1 protein-coding gene is annotated in these 630 nt (G+C 64.1%); it reads right to left on the bottom strand.

Going from position 1 to position 630, the window contains the following annotated elements:
* Positions 1–538 (bottom strand): sialate O-acetylesterase (locus J7528_RS23885; RefSeq protein WP_291879837.1); only part of this gene is annotated, 538 nt, incomplete at its 3' end.
* Positions 539–630 lie beyond the last annotated feature (92 nt).

Genomic DNA, 630 nt, shown 5'->3' with positions numbered 1-630 from the left:
GCGGATCCTGGGCATATTGGTCGAGCAAGGCCAGTTCGCCAGCAAAGCGGGGGATCGTTTGCAGTGCCTCGCGGCTGATCCACTCCTCGATCGGCGATCCGCCCCAGCTGGCGGCAACAAGGCCGATCGGGATCTTCTGATGGGCCTGCAGCTCGCGGCCCATGATGAAGCAGGCGGCTGAAAAGTCGGCGGCGGAAGTCGGTCCTGAAACCTGCCATGAAGTCGGGCTAGCGAACCGCGCTTGCGGCGTCGGGCTGCTTTGGCGCGGGACATTGAACAGTCGCAGGTTCCCGTTGGATGACCCGCCCACCTCTCCATCCGAATTGGTCGCGTGGCGCAGCGTGAACTCCATGTTCGACTGGCCCGAGCAAAGCCAGACATCGCCAACCAGGACATCGTCGAGCCTGATCGCGTCGTTCCCGCTGCGGACTTCGAGAACATAGGGCCCACCGGCGCCGCGCGCGGGAAGCGTGGCGAGCCAGTGCCCTTGCGCGTCGGCGTTTGTCGGATAGCTCTCGTTACCGATGGTAACAGTCACCGTGCTCCCCGGCGACGCAAGGCCGCTGATGGGGATTGCGCGATCTCGCTGGATGACCCCGTGCGAGGTGAGGGGCGAATAAAGCTCTAATG

It is taken from the genome of Caulobacter sp., from assembly GCF_017744445.1.
Classification (GTDB): Bacteria; Pseudomonadota; Alphaproteobacteria; order Caulobacterales; family Caulobacteraceae; genus Caulobacter.
The sequence above is the reverse complement of the archived record's forward strand: the minus strand, read 5'-3'. Positions and strand labels throughout refer to the sequence as shown.